At 54.1% G+C, this 20,684-nt stretch carries 16 protein-coding genes; 5 read left to right on the top strand and 11 right to left on the bottom strand.

The genetic code is table 11. The annotated features are described in order from the left end of the window. The first annotated feature begins 60 nt into the window (after nucleotides 1-60). Both doeA and doeB read left to right on the top strand, forming a co-directional pair. The gene (doeA, locus tag MWU61_RS09115) at nucleotides 61-1,245 is read left to right on the top strand and encodes an ectoine hydrolase DoeA (RefSeq protein ID WP_247128012.1); all 1,185 of its coding nucleotides are present in this window, start codon (nucleotides 61-63) and stop codon (nucleotides 1,243-1,245) included. Then, nucleotides 1,230-2,219 carry a N(2)-acetyl-L-2,4-diaminobutanoate deacetylase DoeB gene (doeB, locus tag MWU61_RS09120; RefSeq protein WP_247128132.1) on the top strand — a complete coding sequence of 330 codons (990 nt, stop codon included), beginning with the start codon at nucleotides 1,230-1,232 and terminating at the stop codon, nucleotides 2,217-2,219. The genes doeA and doeB overlap by 16 nt, the downstream gene beginning before the upstream one ends. On the opposite strand, the gene MWU61_RS09125 is transcribed toward doeB, so the two are convergent. From MWU61_RS09125 to MWU61_RS09155, 7 genes are all read right to left on the bottom strand, one after another. Continuing rightward, a complete protein-coding gene (locus MWU61_RS09125; protein WP_247128014.1) occupies nucleotides 2,216-3,463 on the bottom strand; it encodes an AarF/ABC1/UbiB kinase family protein in 1,248 nt (415 codons plus the stop codon). The genes doeB and MWU61_RS09125 overlap by 4 nt on opposite strands. 147 nt (nucleotides 3,464-3,610) lie before the next feature. Next, nucleotides 3,611-4,297: an Asp/Glu racemase gene (locus MWU61_RS09130; protein ID WP_247128015.1), complete on the bottom strand. Its 687-nt coding sequence runs from the start codon at nucleotides 4,295-4,297 to the stop codon at nucleotides 3,611-3,613. Further along, a complete protein-coding gene (locus MWU61_RS09135; protein ID WP_247128017.1) occupies nucleotides 4,297-5,454 on the bottom strand; it encodes a Xaa-Pro peptidase family protein in 1,158 nt (385 codons plus the stop codon). The genes MWU61_RS09130 and MWU61_RS09135 overlap by 1 nt, the downstream gene beginning before the upstream one ends. Beyond that, nucleotides 5,451-6,482 carry a pyridoxal-phosphate dependent enzyme gene (locus MWU61_RS09140; RefSeq protein WP_247128019.1) on the bottom strand — a complete coding sequence of 344 codons (1,032 nt, stop codon included), beginning with the start codon at nucleotides 6,480-6,482 and terminating at the stop codon, nucleotides 5,451-5,453. The genes MWU61_RS09135 and MWU61_RS09140 overlap by 4 nt, the downstream gene beginning before the upstream one ends. A gap of 209 nt (nucleotides 6,483-6,691) precedes the next feature. Further along, nucleotides 6,692-6,847, bottom strand: a complete 156-nt coding sequence (locus tag MWU61_RS09145) for a hypothetical protein (RefSeq protein WP_247128021.1) — start codon at nucleotides 6,845-6,847, stop codon at nucleotides 6,692-6,694. A gap of 362 nt (nucleotides 6,848-7,209) precedes the next feature. After that, a complete protein-coding gene (locus MWU61_RS09150) occupies nucleotides 7,210-8,568 on the bottom strand; it encodes a polysaccharide biosynthesis/export family protein (protein ID WP_247128022.1) in 1,359 nt (452 codons plus the stop codon). Nucleotides 8,569-8,680: 112 nt separating this feature from the next. Further along, on the bottom strand, nucleotides 8,681-10,831 hold the full coding sequence (locus MWU61_RS09155) for a polysaccharide biosynthesis tyrosine autokinase (RefSeq protein WP_247128023.1): 2,151 nt from the start codon (nucleotides 10,829-10,831) through the stop codon (nucleotides 8,681-8,683). 238 nt (nucleotides 10,832-11,069) lie between these two features. Between MWU61_RS09155 and MWU61_RS09160 the strand changes: the two genes are divergently transcribed. After that, complete coding sequence (locus MWU61_RS09160; protein ID WP_247128024.1) at nucleotides 11,070-11,360, top strand: hypothetical protein; 291 nt, start codon at nucleotides 11,070-11,072, stop codon at nucleotides 11,358-11,360. Between the two features lie 201 nt (nucleotides 11,361-11,561). Continuing rightward, a complete protein-coding gene (locus MWU61_RS09165; RefSeq protein WP_247128026.1) occupies nucleotides 11,562-12,044 on the top strand; it encodes a hypothetical protein in 483 nt (160 codons plus the stop codon). A gap of 8 nt (nucleotides 12,045-12,052) precedes the next feature. Here MWU61_RS09165 and MWU61_RS09170 read toward each other — a convergent pair whose 3' ends face one another. Beyond that, nucleotides 12,053-12,637, bottom strand: a complete 585-nt coding sequence (locus MWU61_RS09170; RefSeq protein WP_281502066.1) for a sugar transferase — start codon at nucleotides 12,635-12,637, stop codon at nucleotides 12,053-12,055. Nucleotides 12,638-13,204: 567 nt separating this feature from the next. Beyond that, nucleotides 13,205-14,728: a trimethylamine methyltransferase family protein gene (locus MWU61_RS09175; RefSeq protein WP_247128029.1), complete on the bottom strand. Its 1,524-nt coding sequence runs from the start codon at nucleotides 14,726-14,728 to the stop codon at nucleotides 13,205-13,207. Nucleotides 14,729-14,905: 177 nt separating this feature from the next. On the opposite strand from MWU61_RS09175, the gene MWU61_RS09180 reads away from it, so the two are divergent. Then, on the top strand, nucleotides 14,906-17,326 hold the full coding sequence (locus tag MWU61_RS09180; protein WP_247128030.1) for an FAD-dependent oxidoreductase: 2,421 nt from the start codon (nucleotides 14,906-14,908) through the stop codon (nucleotides 17,324-17,326). On the opposite strand, the gene MWU61_RS09185 is transcribed toward MWU61_RS09180, so the two are convergent. After that, a complete protein-coding gene (locus MWU61_RS09185; protein ID WP_247128032.1) occupies nucleotides 17,316-19,484 on the bottom strand; it encodes a thiamine pyrophosphate-dependent enzyme in 2,169 nt (722 codons plus the stop codon). The genes MWU61_RS09180 and MWU61_RS09185 overlap by 11 nt on opposite strands. Then, a complete protein-coding gene (gene kynU, locus MWU61_RS09190) occupies nucleotides 19,485-20,672 on the bottom strand; it encodes a kynureninase (RefSeq protein WP_247128034.1) in 1,188 nt (395 codons plus the stop codon). It abuts the gene before it with no gap. Between the last annotated feature and the right edge of the window lie 12 nt (nucleotides 20,673-20,684).

Consider the following 20,684-nt stretch of genomic DNA (forward strand, 5'->3'; position numbering starts at 1 on the left):
CAGGTTGTTCAAAACGGTCAAATTTGAACATGCCAGCCTATTACGAAAGCGTGAAACCCGATGACCGACCAAGACGATAACTTTAGCACCGCAGAATACCGGCAACGGATCACCAAGGTGCGTAAAGCGATGGAAAAGGCCGGATTGCAGGCTATTTTTGTCACCGACCCGTCGAATATGGCATGGCTGACGGGCTACGATGGTTGGTCCTTTTACGTCCATCAAGGCGTGATACTCACCTTGGAAGGTGATCCAGTTTGGTGGGGCCGTGCGATGGATGCCGTCGGGGCGCAGCGCACTGTTTTCATGTCCCATGGAGATCACATCAGGGGCTACGACGACACCTTTGTGCAGAACCCTGAAAAACACCCGATGCAGAAACTTGCGTCATTGATGGCAGAGCTTGGCCTGCAAAACGCCAGTATTGGTGTCGAGATGGACAATTATTATTACACCGCCAAGGCGCACACTGTCCTTCTCGCCCATCTTCCCAATGCCACCTTCACAGATGCAACTGGTCTCGTGAACTGGCAACGCGCTGTGAAATCAGAGCTGGAAATCACTTATATGCGTCGCGCCGCGCGGATCGTCGAAAGCATGCACGAACGGGTCCTTGAACTGGCTGAACCGGGATTGCGTAAGAACGAACTGATCGCCGAAATCTATGCGACCGCGATCCGTGGTGCCGATGGGCATTGGGGCGACTACCCCGCGATTGTGCCTATGGCCCCTTCTGGTCTGGATGCAACCGCCCCGCATCTGACGTGGGACGACCGTCCTATGCAAAAGGGCGAAGCGACGTTTTTCGAAATCGCAGGCGCGCATCGCAGGTATCAATGCCCGCAGTCCCGCACGCTTTTTCTAGGTGAGGTCCCACAAAAATATCGCGATGCAGAGGCCGCCGTGCTGGACGCTATCGAAGCCGGTCTGGCGCAAGCCAAACCCGGAAATCAGGCGCAAGACATCGCAAATGCCTTTAATCAGACACTGAATAAGGCCGGTTTTGAAAAAGACAGTCGGTGTGGTTATGCCATCGGGATCAGTTATCCACCTGATTGGGGGGAACGCACGATTTCATTTCGACGCGGCGACACGACTATCCTTGAACCCGGTATGACGTTCCACTTTATGCCCGCGCTATGGCTTGACGACGGTGGGCTCGAAATTACGGAACCCATCCTGATCACACAAACGGGTCACGAATGCCTGTGCAACACACCTCGTTCTCTATGGGTCAAAGCATGATCACATCAACTATTCCGCTAGATGCAAACGGGGTCCATCACGGGTTTCTCAAACTGCCCTATAGCCGTAATGACAGCGCGTGGGGGTCTATCATGATCCCGATCACGGTCGTTTCAAATGGCGACGGTCCAACCGCGCTTTTGACGGGTGCCAACCACGGGGACGAATACGAAGGCCCTATTGCGCTACAAAATCTTGCCGCGTCCTTGGACCCTGCAACGATCACAGGCCGTGTCATCATCCTACCAATGATGAACCAACCCGCGTTTGCGGCGGGAACGCGGTGTTCCCCAATTGACGATGCGAATATGAACCGCAGTTTTCCGGGAAGATCTGACGGGACCGTCACGCAGAAAATATGCCACTACGTTGCGACGGAACTGGTTCCGCGAGCCGACTTTGTCTTGGACTTTCATTCAGGGGGGCGCACGCTCGATTTCCTGCCGTTCGCTGCGGCTCATATCCTTGATGACAAGACCCAAGAAGCGGCCTGCATGGCCGCGATGCAGGCGTTTAACGCTCCCTATTCGGTCCGAATGTTAGAGATCGATAATGTCGGCATGTTAGACACCGAAGTGGAAAGCCAAGGCAAAATCTTCATAACCACAGAACTCGGCGGTGCAGGCACGGCGACTGCAAAAAGCGTGTCTATTGCGAGCAAAGGCATCGAAAATCTACTGATCCATACCGGTATTTTGCAAGGCGAGATGCAGATCACGGACAGCGTTCAGCTCGATATGCCCGACGACACATGTTTCGTGTTCGCGCGCGATGCGGGGTTGATCGAATACCTTGTTGATTTGGGGGAAACTGTCGCCATAGATCAACCTATTGCGCGGATTTGGCCCGCTGATCGGACGGGTGTGGCCCCAACAATCTGCCATGCCCAGCGCGCTGGTATTATGACCGCACGCCATGTCCCTGGGCTGGTGAAAATGGGGGACTTCGTGGGCTTGGTGGCCGTACCGATTTAGGCCAAATAGGGCGCGATCAGGCTGCGAACATCAACAACGGCTTTTAGCCGTGCCGCAAGTAGGAACATTCCCGCAAATTTGCGCTGCAAGAACAGCACGTCAATCGGCAATGGCGGCGGAACAAAGCCGTCTTCGGCCAATTTCATGCCCTCTGCCTGCATTTTCCGCGACAGCGTCGAATCGGCAAAATCGATCACTGGTTTTGCCGTAAGTTCTGCGAAGACCATATCAATCATCGTCAGAATCCGGTCGCTGTGTTCAGGTTTTGTCGTCCCGTCAATAAATCCGATGTCCAGCGCAACGCGCCTTATCTCTGCGGTATCTCGGGCGATGCCCGCAAGGATCAGTTGCCGATACAAATTGGCAAACTCAGCCCCGATCACACGCGTCGCACCGAAATCGAGCAAAACGATCTGACCGGATGTCTGACCATAGCGGTAATTCGCAAAGTTAGGGTCTGTTTGCATCAAACCAAAGGTAAAAAGTTCCCGTAGCGTCAAACTGATCAGATCAGTCGCAACTTGGTAGCGTACGGTTTGAGGCGCATCGACAAGATCCTCAATTGCTGCGCCATCCATATACGTCATCGCCAAAATCTGGCGCGTCGACCAATCATCCTGTAGGTCTGGCACAGCGAAGGTTTCGTCATCCTTTAACAGGTCTCGAAAGCGCATCATTTGCGCCCCTTCACGGGTGTAGTCCGTTTCCTCATGCAGCTGCTTGCGCGCTTCATCAAGATAGGGTGCCAGCGTGAATCCCTTGGGCAACAACCCCGATATCCGGATCAATGCGCCGACATTCGCAACATCACTGTCGATACTTTGCGCCACCCCCGGATACTGCACCTTAATCGCCAAATCGCGGCCATCTTTCAACGTCGCACGATGCACCTGCCCAATCGACGCCGCCGCAATGGGACGCACATCGAATTTCGTAAACGAACGAAGCCATCCATCAGGCCACTGCGCGTTCAGCATCTTTTTCAGCTGGGCGGGTGGCATGATATGGGCATCATCGCGCAACCGCGCCATGATCTGCGATAACTCGGGTGGCAGCACGTCACCCGTATCCATCGACACCAGTTGCCCGATTTTCATCGCAGCACCGCGCATTTTCGCCAGTTCATCGGCGACGCGACCTACATTGCGCGGCGTCAAAAGCAAATCACGCATGGACGGGCGCTGACCACGACCAAGGCTTGCAGCACCGCCAACCGCCATATTGCCCATGACGCCAGCGGTCATCGACCCCAATCGCGTCAACCTGCTTAGGCGGCTCGCAGGGACGGCGGTAGCGCGCGATCTGTTTCTTGGATCATCCATAGACTGCAAATAGGAGCGATGCCGCCTGCGACCACCCAAAAAGAGTCTCAACAAGCGAAAGATCGACTATTACGCGATCAACTCCATCAAGTGATCGGCAAGTACCTGATTGCTCGACATGACCGGTTTTCCGATCTCTGCAGAAATAGGACCGATCACATCAAGCGTCCGTAGGTTTGTGCAAGACAAGAAGATGGCATCAAAATCGCCCTGCAAACCAATAGCCGCCGCATGAATATCGGCGGGGTCAATCCGAACGACGTTTCGCTCCTCCGGTTCATCAAAACTGGCAAAGCTGGTGACCGTGATCCCATTTGCCGCCAACACCTGTCGTAGTTTGGCCGACACTTCAGCGACATAGGGACTAATCAGCCCGATACGCGTGATATTTTGCCTGTGACATGCCGCGACTAGCGCAGAAACCGGTTCGGTGAAAGCAGACGTTTGTGCCCCCGCGCGGACGAGGCTTGCGATCTTGGCAGGGCCAATCTCTGCCGTTCCTGATGTGCACCCGTACCCAATCGCATCAAACGTTAAACCCGGCGGAAAAAGCGCGGTGGCGGACGTCAAAACCTGCGCCATACCTGCTAGTGTATCGGATGAAACTGTCGTGCCGGAAGGCACGCGCGAGACATAAACGTCGACATCAGCTGGCAACAATCGCCGCATATCATTTTCCAAGGTCTCGTCGGTTTGCAAAACCGCTAACCCGATGCACTTTCGACCGGTTTCGACCAATTTGTACGGTAATGCCATTACAACGCTCTCATATGGTTCGGTCGGAAATCTGACAGAAACCGCGCTGCGCCATCTGTGATCACGATGTTCTCTTCATGGACCATCATCTTGTCGTTCTGCATCACGATCCCGGGTTCAAGTGTCAGCACCATGCCCGGTACAAGCACCGTTTCATCCGCGGCTATAATCGACGGCCATTCCGTCAACTGCATCCCCAAACCATGCCCCAAACGCCCAGCGTCAGAGCCTGTTTTTCCAGGATTGACCACATCGTTCATGGCGTAAAAAAGGTCTGCCATCGTTGAACCCGGACGGGCCAAGCTGGCACCCGCTTGTATCGCTTCCATCAAACGATCATGCGCGTTCCTAACATCGGCATTCGGCGCCCCGACCGCAAAATTTCGATCAAAATCACAGAAATATCCGTCCCAAACCATGCCTGTATCCAACATGAGGACATCACCATTTGCCAAGGGCGTATCAGACGCTGGTGAAATCACGTCGCCATATCCACCCTGATCTGCAGCGCCAGCAAGATACGGCACCCAATCGGCCCCTTCGTGCAGGCACAAGGCCTGGAATCCGCGAAAGACTTTTGACAACGGCACTCCGGTTTTCGCAATTTCGTGCACCCGATCAAAGGCGCGTTCTGCGATCCGGCATGCCGTCTCGATCTTAGCGATCTCGGCATCCGACTTGACCATCCGCAAATTGCGCACAAGCGCGCTGTCCCCGACAAGGACGCGATCAAGCAGTCTCTGTTCAAGGGCCTTCAGCGCGGCCAAGGGCATCCGCACGTGTGTTTCCAACTGATCTGGCAATGCAATCCGACCGCCGGGTGGAGCGCATTCTGCTAGTGTATCAACAAGCAGACCAATACCATCATCATCGTAATCGGGCGCACGCCACGTTCGGATATCCGTGATCCACGTTTGCGCCATCAAATGCGCACCAATGGCTGGAATGACAGCGATCGGCGCCCCCTTAGACGGTATCACCACAAACCACGGCCGCGTGGGGCTTTCCCAAAACCGTGTCAGGAATCCGGTAAAATACCGCACATCCGGCTCTGTCGTCAGCAGAAGCGCATCAATGCCGTTTTGCGCCATAAGGTTTTGGGCCGCCGCGACCCGTCGTTGAAATTCAGCAGGTTTAAAACCGCGCGGCGGCGTCATGTTGCCTCTTCACTGAGAATGCATAGGACATGGGACGAAGGCGTCAGTCCAAGCTCCGCTTGATGACCAGACGCGGCGAGCAGCCCGGCAATCCCCGCAGCGCCGGATGGCGTTGATGGCAGGCCTAACGTTGCTGCGACATCCGCCCCCATTTGCCCTTCATCCTCTGAAATCAGCGCAAAGAAATCCGCATCCCTTGCAAGCCCCTTCAGGGCGATCAAAGACGGTTCCTTACAGTCCAACCGCCCCATGTTAGACACTGGTCCGGTCGTAGTCTGCGCCGATCCTGCGGCGATTGACGCATGAATGGCAGGTGCTGCGGTCGGTTCGACAATAACGATCTTTGGCGACGCACCCCACACATTGCGGGCATATGTCGCGCAAGCAACCGCTAGTCCACCAACACCGGCTTGCAAAAAGATATGCGACGGTGGCGCATCCATTTGATCAACGGCTTCGGCCATGAGGGTCAGGTACCCTTCCATCAACCGATGCGGACGGTCCATATAACCAGTCCACGAACTATCCGACAAAAGGGTCCACCCCTTTTCCATCGCTGCGGCCTGCGCACCGGCCATGCTGTCTTCGTAAATGTCGCCGTGGCGCACAACCGTCGCCCCCATTGCGGCTAGGCGGTCTGCGAAAGCATGTGGGACTGATTGCGACAGGTACACGACCGCCTTTGCGCCAAATGCAGCAGCGCCTGCAGCCACGGACAGACCGTGGTTGCCAGCGCTCGCTGTGACGTATGTTCGCCCCTTTGCGGTGCTCGCTTCCGCGTCACAGGCAATCACGTAAGCAGCGCCCAGCGCCTTGAAGCTGCCCAAGCCCATGCGTGCCCGTTCGTCTTTGACTGACACATGTGCGACGCCAGTCATCGCCGCCAATTCGGGCACTGATACCAATGGCGTTACCGCAGCGGCTGGGCATCGTTGTAGCAACGCCATCGGACGGTCCGCGTCGCTGCTGGGCCAAGGCACATCGTAAAGACCAGAAAGGGGGGTGCGGGGGTTCGCCAGTATATCCATACCCATTTGGTAGCATGATACGGACGCGAACCTGTTCCGTTTTCGCCTTTCTCAAGTCTTTCGACGACGGAAACGCGCGCGTTCATCCATTTGAATGTCAGGCCCCGTGCCATTGCTGCGGAAAATCGCAGGAGAGCACGGGGCGCGTTTTCGCACGGACAGGTACCGGGATTGCGTAGGGTTTGGATTCTCAAGAAAAGCGTAAGAGACTAGTAGTCCGTCTCTTCATCTCGACGTTTCAAATGAGTCAAAAGGGAAAACAATGCGTCAGTACTTTTGTCGCGTGTTTCCTGATCAAAGTTTTGCGATGGCCCTTCTTCGGTCTGCTGTTCTTTCATGCGGTTCGAGTGTTGTGATGACGCCATTTGTTCGTCCTTGTAGGATAACTGTCGAATAGGAACTCTTTATTCCCACCACACAAACGCTTGGTTAATCCCGTTTGTTCCCACAATTCATTGCTTTGATTCACCCTTAGCGTGCAAATCGAAACGCGTTAATACACTTTATGCATGTCGGACAGCGACAGCCTAAGTTTTACGACGTCGCAGTCGAATATGGTTAACGCCGTCACGCGAAATAAGAGAACTAACCATTAGTATTGTCGATCAATTTGGCTTTGAAATGACCACTTAAGAGATCGTGGTCATTATAAAAAGGCCCACACGGATCCTATAGGTGGAATGCTTACATCCACCCATACCGAGCACGCACTTCACAAAATGAGCTGCTAGTTGGTGACCTGCGTCCCAATGCTAATGATCTGCGGAATGAGTTGCGACAACGCACGATCCCAACGTGTGACAGGCTGTTGCGCGACAAAGATCGTATCGTCAGGGCGCAATTCAAATTGCGCGGCCAACGTGAAGTTAGCAGCATTGCGCAGGTCAAGATTCCACGCCGTGACAGCGCCAAATTCCCGCGGATGAGTGGACCCGCGCAGGACGTATACTTGACTCACGTCGCCTGTTGATGACGCGATCCCACCATTTTCAAACAGTGCATCGGAAAGACTTGCACGGCTTTCATACGGCAATGGGAACCGGGATTGCTGACCCACTTCACCGGCCAGATAGACATAGTCGCGGTTGTCCGCACCCAGATCGATCCGTGTTTGGAAGTTCTGACGCGCTTCGGTCAAATCAGCACGACGCAGACCGATTTCAAGCTGAAGTTCCTGCAACGCTGACTGCCGATTGCTTTGACGCACGTTGGCGATGGTAAGCTGCTGTTCGAAATACTGCTGGGCGAGATCCAGTTCAAATTCGGAATCGACGAACAACACATCACCATCTTGCAGACGGGTCCGTGTAAGTTGGCTATTCGCGTAAAGCTGTGCGAGCGGGATTTGATACAGACTACCGTCGCGGTACAGGCGGACAGAGGCAAAATCGATGTCGCTGACTGCGATCCCACCAGCGCGCGCCAATGCTTCGTCCAAATACAGCGGGACGAGCGTCACAGGGACAACCGTCGGGTTCGATACGGAACCGCCGATTGAAACACGCTGCGAATTAAATTCTGCGATCTCAAGGCTAAAATTCGGATCAACCTGATTGCGCACTAATTCTTGGAACAACCGCGCTTCGGCGTCTTCGATACTCCGCCCAGCCAAATCAATCCGGCCAATGTTCGGGATGTTGATCGTGCCGTCGTCTTGCACAGTGTAACCTTGGCGCGAGTTTTGTGCGGCCAGCAAGCCGGACAATTCAGCAACTGTGTCACCGGTCGGCGTTGGCGTAGACAGCAAAACAACGTCGCCCACGCCAATCTGGTAAGGTTGCGCTGGCGCATCCGGCGGCAAACGCAAGGTCAAGGATTGAGGCGCAATTTCAGGCTGCAATGGCGCATCCGGCAAAGCGCCCGCGCCGCGAATTGCACCACCTGATCCAGCTGTTTGCGAAAAGATCGCAGGCAGCGCCGCCGGTGTATACGGTGACCGATTAGCTTGTACGACAGTTTCGGCAGTGACTGGTACAACACGCACGTTCGTGCCTTGGCCGGCGCCCGCAATCACGTCAGGTGTCCGATAAACAGAGTCGCAGGCCGCTAAGGCCAACGCAATCACAGCCATTCCTATCAGACGCACCCGCGTACTCCTCATCTTATCGTTCGGACACGTATTAGCGTCGCAATCTGCGCGAACATATACCGTTTCAGTGCTTGTGATCCAGTCACAAGACGGTCTCGTTCGCATATAGTTAGTTGGAATAGTACTGCGCGCCATATCCAGCGTATGCGCCATAACTACCGCCATAACCGTATTTCTTCATACCGGCCGCATCGACCTGACTTAGGATCAACCCTGTCACTTTTTGGTTCGCGTTCTGAATCAAGCGCAAGGATTCGTCGACTTGCGGCCGCGATGTACTGTCCCATTTCACTGAGAAAAGCGTCGCATCAGCGACCTGTGCGATAATCCGTGAATCAGGAACGATCAGAACGGGCGGCGTATCAATGATGATAATGTCATAATTGTCCCGTTGTTCCGCAATAAAGTCTTTAAAGCGGCGAGACGAGAAAACATCAGCCGCGTTCGCGCTGGTCTTTTCCCCGAATATGACGTCGAAGCCTTTGTCTTCGAAATGCTCCACGACTTCGGATACCGCTTTGTCACCAGATAGAACCGAAACGATACCATGGGTCGGTTTCGCATCGAAGTATTGGTTCAGCGTGCGACGGCGGATATCCCCTTCAATCAGAAGAACTTTTTGACCCATGGAAGACAGATTTTGCGCCAATGCCAAAGAGTTTGTTGTCTTACCTTCACCCGGGATAGATGACGTCGAAACAATCACTTTTGGCGGGTTATCAAGATCAGACAACATGATTGACGTACGCAAATCACGAACGGCTTCGGCAGCCGCAGAAGCTGGTTTCGAGATCAAATAATCCAGAACTTTCATCCGGCGACGGGCTGGGATTGTCGGGATTTGTCCCACGACGGTGACGCCAGTGTGTTTTTCCAAATCACTTGCGGTTTGGAACCCGTTCCGACGACTTGCCTGCAGCAAGACAACACCAACACCCAACATAATCCCAAGGATACCGGACAGCGCAACGATCCGCGACTTTTTAGGTTCGGACGGATTGCGCGGAATGACCGCATCCGAAAGAATCCGGCTATCCGCTTGCTGGATACCCTGTTGGGCAGAGGTTTCTTTCAACCGTGACAGAAAATATTCGTAAAGCAGACGGGTCGCTTCCGCTTCGCGCGTCAATTGCTGAAGCGCGATCAAATCACGGCTTTGCGTCGCGATCCGCGCTTCCAATTCTTGCTCCGCGTTATCCAACGCCGTGACCTGCAATTCAGCGCTTTCGGCGTTCTGTTCGGCGCGCAAAAGCAGCGACGCAAAACGGACATCAAACGCTGCAACGCTGCGTGGGTCGGACGCCACAGTATCGGACAGCCGACGCAGTTGCGGGTCATTAGAAACGGCAACTTTTTCTTCGATGCTCGTCGCGGATTCGAATGCCTCCAATGCGATTTCAAATTCGCTCAATGTTTCGCGGGCATCAGCCGAACGTTGTCGTAAGTCATTGAGTTCTAATTCAGAATCTTTGATGATTTCCAGCGACACCAGATCGGTGCCAGCGTTAAAATCTGCAATGGCACCTTCCGCATCCTCAAGTTCAATCTTCAATTCGGAGACGCGATTACTTAGCCAAGCGGTAGCTTGCTCCATCGCTTCGAATTTCACATTGACCTGATTGATGATGTACAATTCTACAATTGTATCGGCAATTTTCGCGGCCTTAATTGCGCTTTCGGATTCCGCAGTAATCCGAAATACGAGAGAGCCGTTCACGTTCTGCACAGACGTCTTTTCAAGCAGCGTATCAACTGCAGAATCCAACGCACGTTGCTCTGCAACTTCTTCGGGAATGTCTTCGGTTTCAGCGCCCGACAAATCAGCGCCCGTAATAGATCCAATAGCTCCCTTTACGGAATCGATCGCAGTGGATTTCCACTGATCAACTTTGGTTTCGGGGCGCAACGACGCATTAAATTCTGGATCATTCGTCAAATTCATACGATTGACGACCAATTCCATCAGGCTGCGCGCGCGCAGAACTTCAATTTCGGATTTCACTTCAGTTGAATCGCCCGACGCACCGCTTACCACGCTCTGCAAATCAAGCACAGGTGACTGTTGATTCGTTTCCAGAATTACAACAGCTGTGGACCTGTAAATCGGAGTTGATGCAAAATACGCGACGTATACGCCAATACCAGCAGCAATAACGAAAAATAGCGCAATGATCCACTTACCAAGCCAAACCGTCCGTAGCAGCGCAAACAAATCAATTGTGTCGTCATCGACATCTTCAACAAAACGCTTTTGATCCAATGACTTATCCGCTTCTCAGTTCGGCTAGGCGGCAGCAATATCAACTAGCCACACATATTTCTTCTATCTCGGCAAACTATGCCAATTTCCCCGCAAAAACTACGGGGAACTTCGTGGGTGGTGAAACACCTGCAATTCCCCGTGTCCTAATCGGCATTTTCCATAAAAACAAGCACTCTAAGGCTTTGAATCGCGTTTGTAACATGGTATGCGATACTAGGAAAATCTGGAGAACCCAATGAACACTAAAGTTATCATCTCTGCCGCACTTTTGGCTTTGACGTCAGCACCTGCTTTTGCTCAGACCACAGAAGCTCCGCAAATTGATTGCGCAGTAGCTGCGAACGCTGGCTTGGACATCTGCACTGTAGCACTGAACAACACTGCTGCTCCTGTGACCGGCTTCACACCGCTTGCTGGTGCGGCTCTCGGCGCAGCCGGCCCGCTCGCACTTGGTCTTGGCGCAATCATTGCAATCGGCGCGATCGCCGGTGGCGGTGACAGCGGCGGTACAAGCGGCACAAACTAAATTCGATACGAATTTAGACTAGTTTTTGGAAGGGCCGCAGTTTCGACTGCGGCCCTTCTTGATTCAAAAAACGAAAAATGTCCCATTAAATGCCAACTACTTTGCCAGATCCCAGAAATAGCTGATTAAGACTGATATGATCAATTCGTCCCCGGTGAAACGTTCGACCAAACCAAGGTCGTTCATATCGAGGAGTGATCAATGCAACACCTTTACAATGCCAAAGCGCAGGTCTTTGACATACTCAAATTCGCGTTCGCGGCCATAATCGTGGGGTCGACTGCGTCAGCGCAACTGCAATCAACGCCCGTGACCGGCAACTATGTCGAGATTTCCAACGATCGCGGTGGCTTGCTACTTGATCGTATTGCTGAACTGCAGCAACTGCGCCGAACTGGGCAAAGCGTGAGGATCACGGGCAACATCTGCTATTCGACATGCACCATGTTTCTAGGTTTACCGCAAACTTGCGTTTCACCGTCAACGACATTTGGCTTTCACGGACCCAGCTCCTACGGACGCCCGCTTGAACCGGCGCTTTTCGAAGAAGCATCAAAGGTCATGGCAGAGCACTACCCAGCAGTTCTCAAAGATTGGTATATGAAGACAGGGCGTTACGAAATCGTTGATGTCTATCGCTTTCGTGGGTCAGACATTATCAAGATGGGAATTCAATCCTGCTAAGCGGTTGATCACGCACCGCCACGGCGCATAACAGTTTGCATCGTCCGCCACACAATCCAAGCTTCCAAACCAAGCGATCTATTCTGGATATAGTGGAGGTCAGCGGCAACTTTGTTGCGCGTACCCTCTGTGCTTTCGACATAGCCAACTTCAGTCTGGGCATACCCGCTAATGCCCGGACGAACAGCATGGCGTTCTTTATAGCCGGGGATCGTCTCAGCGTATTCAATCGCATGATCGATAAAGTCGGGACGTGGCCCGACCATGCTCATGTCGCCATTGAGAACGTTGATAATTTGCGGGACCTCGTCCAAACGCGACTTACGAAGAAAGTTGCCAAGCTTTGTAATCCGGTGCGTTTCAAGCGGGTCGTTTGCGCCGCGCTCGATCACAGGTGCACACGTCATGCTGCGGAACTTAATAGCGCGGAACGGTACGCAGTCCTTGCCCATACGCGTTTGGACATAAAACAATGGGCCCTTGTTTTTGAACGGGTTCAGAACCAAAAGTGCAACCGCTGATAGAAGCATCACTGGTGCCAGTAGAACGCACATTACGATATCAAACGCACGTTTCGTTGCCGTGTAAACCAAACCCGGGTCAACAGTGCGCGAACGGCATGGTGATAATGCTGCGGACGCATTGGAGGCACGTGGAGTAACTGCAAACTCTTCGACTGGTTGATGCTTCACAGTGTCCCCCGGGAACTGAACTAGTAGTGCTTAGAAATTTCTTATTCTTCGATAAACTAGTTCGAGGTCTTAACAAAGCGTAACAAATTTAGCAAATGGTGGTTTCGAGTATCTCTTAAGTATATGGCAATATTGCAAGAATCTCCGATTCTAATCTAAACCTCTGTTAACCATAGTAATTATTTTTGAGGGCAATTTCTAATCGCTTTTAGGTAGAATTAGTTGATTTGATTTTTGATAATTCGCGCTGCAACGCCGACAAAGGCTAATTTCCTAAAACTTTAAGGGGCTAATTTATAATAACAAAATCCAGATTTTTGATAAACTTTTCAGCAAATGCGCACAAAAGCAGCACCCGCAATGCTGCATCGCAGCATCAATTGTCAATCAGACGACAAAGCGAAAATGATTCGACAAAGGATCAGCGATCCATAACGTCAAATTTTTCGGCGTATCGGCGACTTATCGCTAATGGTCCAGAATATGGAACTGTTCTCGGATAGCCTGATCTTGGTCAGTCGTCAGATATGAAGGGCCGTCTTCACCCAAAACGTGCTTTGCCCGCGCATTGGCCCTGTCCCATGCAGACTCAGCGCCAGCATCTGCCCAAACTTGCGGCTGGGTGCGGTCAGCGAACTTTGGGTAATGATAGTCACGTTCCATCGCTTGATACGTATGATCTGCCCCAAGGAAATGCCCGTCACCCAAGATAGCGCCACAGATAGCGTCGAACCCCAGATTATCTTCGGTCACTTCAACGCCGCGCAGCGCCCGATACGTCATCGCGTGCATTTCGTCATCCAGAATGAACGCTTCGAAACTTGCCCCCAACAACGCGGCGGTCATACCTGAGCTTTCGTAAATCAGGTTTCCACCAGCCAGCGCCGCCGCCAATGACGTCATGCCTTTTTCAACCCCGTATTGCGCATCGATCCCTTTCGCATCCGTCATCGATGCCGCCACACCGGACGGGAGCCCCAACCAATTCGATAACTGTGCAGAGGCCGCGTTCAATAACGTCGTTTCCCCGCCACCACCCGCAAAGGCCCCGCTGCGCAGATCAATCACCAACGGCCAATTCGAAAACACCATCGGATATCCCGGCGCAATAACGTTCACCATAACTAGGCTCGCAAGCGTTTCGGCTAAGGACTGCGCAAGGAAACCCGCCATCGTGGCCGGTGCCGTCGCCCCTGCTTGGGCGGCCGTAATGCACGACATCGGAATGTTATGTTCGATACACTTATAAACAACATCCACAGCGTCATCTCCAAACCGCATCGGCGAGATAACCGGCGAGATATGGCACTTCACAAACGGTCGCTTGGCAAAGGCCCCTTCACCCCCTCCCGCGATATCGAACATACGCACGATGGGATCGACATGTTCCGCTATTGTGAACGCAGTCGCCGTCGGTTTCGTCGTATTGCGCAGCAATGCGTATGCCGTATTGACGTCCAAATCGAAATTGTCGGGGACGTCCGTCGCAATACAACACCGCGTGAACCACGCGACGTTATCAAGCTGATCCTGCAGACGCGTGAAATCATGTAAGTCGCGCAGCGTCGATGGCCGGTAAAGCCCCGTGTCCAGATCCAGCGTGTTCACCGCCGCGCCACCGGTACCAAAATATACCTTGTCACCGCCTACCTCGATTGACCGATCCGGATCGCGACCATGCAGCGTGAACTTTTTAGCAGCTCTTGCGATGCAATCTTCGACCAAGGCCTTTGGGAAAACAACACGCCCATCGTCGCGGGATTGTGCGCCTGCACCTAATAGGTCGGCACGCAACCGATCGGGCACCTCGCCCATTCCAAGCTCTGCCAACAACCGCAGCGCTGTATCGTAAACCTGACGCAAATCAGTCTCGGACAACGGACGATACTGACCTCCCCGCTGCCCGGGAGGTGCCGGATTCACCGTGGGCGGCGCTGCGCGTTTCGCAAGCCTTGCATTACGTCCTGACCGCCGCGGTTTGTCTGACATCATCGTTCCTTTGCTGCCTGACAAAAACTGAAATGCCTCAGCGACGATAAAGCAAAACCTTTCTCTCGTTTTCCGGATTCCTTGACGCCCCGTTCGACAAAAATAGAACGCTGAAAATTCCATTTGACCGCTGCCCGTGTTTCGCTGTCATTGGGTTTAAACACACAAGGGAACTGTCACATGAAGTCGCAAACAAAGGTTGTCGTTATTGGCGGTGGTATTGCAGGGTGCTCAACTCTTTATCACCTGACCCAAGAAGGCTGGTCCGATGTTGTCTTGGTCGAACGCAATGAACTGACATCCGGCACGACGTGGCATTCCGCAGCACAGGTCACGAACTTTGGCGGCAATCAGACGATGGTTGGTCTGAAGACCCATTCGATTAATCTTTACAAAGAACTGCGCGACGATGCCGACTATCCGGTACAATACAATCATGGTGACGGCGGTATCCGTCTTGCCAACACAGAGGCACAGATGGACGGCTACCGTCACTTTGCGTCTATGGCGCGTGGTATGGGCGTTGAATTCGAAATCCTTGATGCCGAGGAATGCGCGCGCCGCCATCCGCTGATTTCAACCGACAACCTGCTTGGTGGTCTGTGGGATGCCAACGACGGTGACATTGATCCGGCATCGCTTTGCCAAGCGCTTGCGCGGCGCGCCCGCAAAGCGGGGGCCGAGGTGTATCGCAACACTCCTGTGACTGGCCTGACGCAGCACAAAGATGACAGCTGGACGGTCCACACCGAACATGGCGATATCGACTGTGAAATCGTGGTGAACGCATGTGGTTACCGCGTGAACGAGGTCGGCGCGATGATGGGCGTTGAACATCCTGTTACGTCGATGGAACACCAGTACTTTGTCACCGAAGACATCCCTGCGATTGTCGAATCCGACAAACGTATGCCGCTGCTGCGTTGCCCGATCAGCGATTACTACAGCCGTCAGGAAAAGAACGGCCTCTTGATCGGCTTCTACGAACAGGGCTGTAAGACGTGGGGCATGGACGGCATCGATCCGCATTTTGTGAATGCGCTTTGCCCCGACGACCTCGACCGGATTACCGACGTTTTGGAGGGCGCGTTTGAACGGATGCCTGCCCTGATGGAAGTCGGCATCAAGAATGTCGTGAACGGCCCGATCACCTACACCATCGACGGCGCACCGCTTGTGGGACCGATCCCCGGCAAGCGCAACGCGTTCTGCTGCATCGGTCTGCGGGCGGGGCTTGGTGAAGGCGGCGGTCACGGCTGGCTGCTGGCCCAACAGATCGTCCATGGCGAAGCGGTTTATGACACATGGTGCATCGATCCGCGTCGCTTCGGCGAACACACAAACGTCGAACTGACCGCGCTAAAAGCAATCGAAGATTACCAAAACGAATTCCGCTTCCATTTCCCCAACGAACACCGTCCAGCTGGCCGTAATGCCAAAACCACGCCATTGACACCAGTCATGGCGGCTGAAGGCGCGGAATTCACCATCGTAAACGGCTGGGAACGCGTGGATTACATCAAGCCATCAGCGGACTTCCACCACACCCACACCTTCAAGTTCGACGAAAGCTTCGATGCCGTCGGCGAAGAAGTCAAAGCGGTGCAAACTGGCGTTGGCATCTGCGAAGTCAACGGGTTCAACCGGTTCGAATTGACAGGTGCAGACGCAAGCAATTTCCTGAACCGGATGTCATGTAGCACCGTGCCACGCAAACCGGGCCGCATGGGTCTGATCTATCTGCTCAACCACCTCGGCAACGTCAAAGCGGAAGCCACAATCGCGAACATTCCTGCGTCGGATCGTGGACCTGATCGCGTATGGTACGGGTCAGCCGCCGCGTCCGAATTGCACGACATGGACTGGTTGCAGCAGCACATTCGCGACGACGAGGACGTGCAGATCAAATCCCTGACGAACGATCAAACCATCCTGATCATCGCTGGTCCAAAGGCCCGCGACGTACTGTCGTCGGTCAGCCGTGGCGATTGGTCGAACGAGGCGTTCAAGTTCCTCGCCGTGCGCGAGGCATACATCGGGATCGCGCCAGCGACCGTGATGCGGGTCAGTTTCTCTGGCGAAACCGCATACGAATTGCACATCCCGAACGCGTCTCTTTACGGTGCGTATTTGACGCTTCGTGAAGCGGGCAAGGCTCATGGCATGAAAATTTTCGGTGCAAAAGCGGTCGATTCCATGCGGATGGAAATGGGTTACCTGCATTGGAAAGCCGATATTCTGACCGAATTCGATCCGTTCGAAACGAACCTGAACCGTTTCATTAAAATGGACAAAGAAGACTTCGTCGGCAAAGCCGCGCTGGAAAAAAAGGGCGACCCGAAACACCTGCTTGTGTCTATGGCACTTGATAGCACCGATGCGGCTGCACACGGTGGGTCATCGGTCATGATCGAAGGCAAAGTCGTAGGCACCGTCACATCGGGTGATTGGGGTTACCGGACCGGCCTGAACATCGCATATGCCTTTGTAGAGACTGCATATGCCGCAGAAGGCACCGCAGTCGAGGTCGATGTTCTGGGTAAAATGGTGCCCGCCAAGGTCATCCCGGCAGGTCCATATCAGGCGCAATCTAGCCGTTAAGAACCGCCGTCACGATGCTGTCCTTGGATGGCATCGTGGCCGCATAGGCAGGCCCCGTTGCGATAAAGCTTTCATCGGCGGCAAGCAGTTTCACGGGCAAATCGGTCTGCTCAGTCAAAAGCGTCACGACGCCTTCGCCCACGTTGCCCGATTTCCGGCATTCATCGACCACCAGCACGCGTTCTGCACCTGCAAGCGCTGCGATCAAATCAATCTCTGGTAAAGGCGAAATCCACCGCAAATCAATGATCCTCGTCGCAATTCCTTTGTCTGCCAAGTCAGCCGCAGCCTGCTGGCTAAGGTAATGACCGTTTCCGTATGTCACAATCGCGACAGGCCCGTCACCCGTCACGCCAACGCGGCCAAGCGCAATGGTTTCATCCACCGCCGGATAGGTTTGCATCCATCCTTTGTCGTCTTTTTCGTTCAGATCACGCATCGGATACAGCGCAATAGGCTCTACAAACACCACGACGCGCTGTTCTTCGCGCGCAAGCCGCACACATTCGCGCAGCATCTTTACGGCATCGTCACCACGGCTTGGCACCGCCACGACCACCCCCGGAATATCACGCAGCACGGCCAGTGAATTGTCGTTGTGGAAATGCCCGCCAAAGCCCTTCTGATACCCCAACCCCGCGATCCGCACGACCATCGGGTTCGTGAACTGACCGTTGGAAAAGAATGACAGCGTCGCAGCCTCGCCCCTGATCTGGTCTTCGGCGTTGTGCAGATACGCCAAGAACTGGATTTCCGGCATTGGCGTAAAGCCGTTATGCGCCATGCCAATCGCCAGCCCAAGGATGGATTGTTCATCCAGCAACGTGTCGATCATCCGGTCACGCCCGAACCGCGCAGACAGCTTTTGCGTGACGCCGTAAACGCCACCCTTTGCGCCGATATCTTCGCCCATCATCGCAATGTCGCCATGCGCAAGCATCAGATCGGTCAACGCCCAATTCAGCAGTTTTGACATCGGTTGCGGTTGGGTCATCTGTTTCAAATCAGACCCGAACACGGCGCTTCTGGCGTCTGTCGACGGACCGTTGGTCGCGGGAAGATCACGCTTTGGCGGCACGATGCTGTCCATGACTTGGGCGGCATTCTGCAAACGCGGTCGGGTGATCACCTCTGCCGCGACGCGCGCGCAATCATCTTCGGTCCGCGTGTAAATCGCGGCAATCTCATCCGCCGTTGCAGCCCCAGACGCAATCAACAAACGTGCGGAATGCAGTAAGGGATCGTCGCCTTCCCAACTTTCAAAAACAGTCTTGGGCAAATAGCTTTGCTGCATGTCTGAACCTGCATGACCATAGAGCCTAACAAGGGACAAATGCAGGAAGGCCGGTTTTTTGCGGGTACGGACGTAAGCCGCTGCCTCTGCCGCGACACGGTAGGTTTCGAACAGATCAAGACCGTTGGCGTGAAAGTACTTCAGTCCCGGTTTTTGCGCAAAATTCGCATGAACCCAGCCCTGCGGCGTGCGGGTCGAAATGCCGATCCCGTTATCTTCGCACACAAACAAAAGCGGCAAGGGCACCGATTGGTAGGACGTCCAGCAGGCCGTGTTAATCGCCCCTTGCGCGGTGGAATGGTTCGACGACGCATCACCAAACGAACACATCACCAAGCCATCGTCTGGGATTGATTGTTGCACAGGCGTATGTCGCTGACACATCCCCACCGAATAGGCGGCACCAACCGCCTTCGGCAGATGGCTGGCGATGGTGGATGTCTGCGGCGGAATATTCATGGCCCGCGATCCCAGCACCTTATGCCGACCGCCCGAAATTGGGTCGTCAGTCGATGTCGCAAAGCTGAGCAACATGTCGCGGGTCGCATCGACGCCGACCTGTGCGGACCGACGTGTCTGGAACCCACCATCGCGGTAATGCAGAAACGCCATGTCATCTGGACGCAGGGCCGACGCGACTGCAGCCATCCCTTCATGGCCGGATGATCCGATCGTATAAAATCCTTCGCCCGCCGCCTGCATTTTGCGAGACCTGCGATCAAGATTGCGGCTTAGGCACTGCGCCTCAAATATCGCCAGCGCCTCTGCATTAGACAAGGGGCCTTCAGGGGCCGCGCCGTCCGGAAAATCACCTGACGCGAGACGCGTCATAAACGCGTCATGCACAATATCTGCGCGATCCATTTACGTCACCCGACTGGTTTGTTTGAACTTGGGATCATCCCACAGTCGATTGGTCATCACATTGGCAATAACATCCACGGCGCCCGTCACATCAGCCGCATCAATGTAAAGCGGCGTAAACCCGAAACGCATAATGTTGGGGGCACGGAAATCACCGATGACGCCCTGCGCAATCACCGCCTGCATCGCGGCATAACCATGCTCAAACGCAAACGACACCTGACTGCCGCGTAACGTCCCATCCCGAGGACTGACCAGCGTCAGGTCAGGGCAACGCGCCTCAATCTCTTCAATGAACTGATCACAAAGTGCGACCGACGCAGCCCGCAGATCATCCATATCGACATTGTCCCAAACGGCCAAAGCAGTCTCTAACGCGGTCATTTGCAGCACAGGTGGCGTTCCGACACGCATGCGTTCAATCCCCATTGCGGGACGATAATCAGGTTCAAACGCGAATGGCGCGTCGTGGCCTAGCCAACCTGAAAGGGCTGGAGAGATATCACCAACGATATCAGGACGCGCATAGATAAACGCGGGCGCACCCGGTCCACCGTTGAGATATTTGTAGGTACAGCCAACGGCGAATTCGCAGCCACATGTGGTGACATCAACAGGCAAGGCCCCTGCACTATGCGCCAGATCCCACAGCATCACGGCACCCACATCGTGCGCCTTGGCCGTCATCGATGCCATATCGTGCAACCGCCCTGTCCGGTAATCCACCTGCGTGATCATCGCGACGGCAACGTCATCGGTTAGCGCATCCATCACATCTTCAGGTTCCACGATCCGCAGTTCGTGCCCTTTGCCAAGATGCGCAATCAGGCCTTGCGCCATATACAAATCGGATGGGAAATTTCCACTGTCGGACAAGATCACCTTGCGATCCGGACGCATTTCAAGCGTAGCCGACAACGCCTGATAGACCTTGACCGACAGGGTATCGCCCATCGTGACGGATCCTTCCGGCGCACCGATCAAACGACCGACCATATTACCGACACGCATCGGTTGGCCCATCCAGTCATCGACGTTCCACGCCTTGATCAGATGTTGGCCCCATTCATCAGTCACGGCAGCCTGCAGCCGCGCGTTCACCGCTTTGGGTAAAGGGCCAAGAGAATTCCCATCAAGATAAATCATGCCCTCAGGCAAGACGAATTGATCTTTCAGCGGCAGGGTCATGATACGCGTCCT

The sequence above is a fragment of the Loktanella sp. F6476L genome (genome assembly GCF_023015725.1).
Lineage (GTDB): Bacteria > Pseudomonadota > Alphaproteobacteria > Rhodobacterales > Rhodobacteraceae > Yoonia.

Coding starts and splice junctions, on each gene's coding strand:
- doeB (WP_247128132.1), top strand. CDS start 1,230: ATGGGTCAAAGCATGATCACATCAACTATTCCGCTAGATGCAAACGGG.
- MWU61_RS09145 (WP_247128021.1), bottom strand. CDS start 6,847: ATGGCGTCATCACAACACTCGAACCGCATGAAAGAACAGCAGACCGAA.
- doeA (WP_247128012.1), top strand. CDS start 61: ATGACCGACCAAGACGATAACTTTAGCACCGCAGAATACCGGCAACGG.
- kynU (WP_247128034.1), bottom strand. CDS start 20,672: ATGACCCTGCCGCTGAAAGATCAATTCGTCTTGCCTGAGGGCATGATT.
- MWU61_RS09185 (WP_247128032.1), bottom strand. CDS start 19,484: ATGGATCGCGCAGATATTGTGCATGACGCGTTTATGACGCGTCTCGCG.
- MWU61_RS09165 (WP_247128026.1), top strand. CDS start 11,562: ATGCAACACCTTTACAATGCCAAAGCGCAGGTCTTTGACATACTCAAA.
- MWU61_RS09175 (WP_247128029.1), bottom strand. CDS start 14,728: ATGATGTCAGACAAACCGCGGCGGTCAGGACGTAATGCAAGGCTTGCG.
- MWU61_RS09160 (WP_247128024.1), top strand. CDS start 11,070: ATGAACACTAAAGTTATCATCTCTGCCGCACTTTTGGCTTTGACGTCA.
- MWU61_RS09130 (WP_247128015.1), bottom strand. CDS start 4,297: ATGGCATTACCGTACAAATTGGTCGAAACCGGTCGAAAGTGCATCGGG.
- MWU61_RS09125 (WP_247128014.1), bottom strand. CDS start 3,463: ATGACCGCTGGCGTCATGGGCAATATGGCGGTTGGCGGTGCTGCAAGC.
- MWU61_RS09135 (WP_247128017.1), bottom strand. CDS start 5,454: ATGACGCCGCCGCGCGGTTTTAAACCTGCTGAATTTCAACGACGGGTC.
- MWU61_RS09180 (WP_247128030.1), top strand. CDS start 14,906: ATGAAGTCGCAAACAAAGGTTGTCGTTATTGGCGGTGGTATTGCAGGG.
- MWU61_RS09140 (WP_247128019.1), bottom strand. CDS start 6,482: ATGGATATACTGGCGAACCCCCGCACCCCCCTTTCTGGTCTTTACGAT.